The sequence below is a fragment of the Streptomyces sp. BE303 genome, assembly GCF_036290945.1.
Classification (GTDB): Bacteria; Actinomycetota; Actinomycetes; order Streptomycetales; family Streptomycetaceae; genus Kitasatospora.
In genome coordinates, this window is record NZ_JAQYWZ010000554.1 from 1 (window position 1) to 223 (window position 223).

At 72.2% G+C, this 223-nt stretch carries 1 protein-coding gene; it reads right to left on the bottom strand.

Annotation, left to right across the window (positions count from 1 at the left end):
* The coding region (locus tag PUR56_RS12450) for a hypothetical protein (protein ID WP_329948935.1) at positions 1 to 223 on the bottom strand (223 nt) is incomplete at both ends.

The following is a 223-nucleotide window of genomic DNA, read 5'->3' on the forward strand; positions in this document are numbered from 1 at the left end:
ACGCCACCTGGTCGAAGGCATCCGCGAAAACCGGGAACGCCTCGTACAACCCCCGGCCCATCGACGCACGCTGCGCACCCTGGCCCGTGAACAGGAACGCCACCCGGCCCGCCCGTGCGGTGCCGATCAGACCGCCCGCACCGGACACCACCGCATCCAGCCCGGTCATCAGCTCGTCGGTGTCACCGGCGAGCACCACCGCCCGGTGAGCGAGCGCGGCACG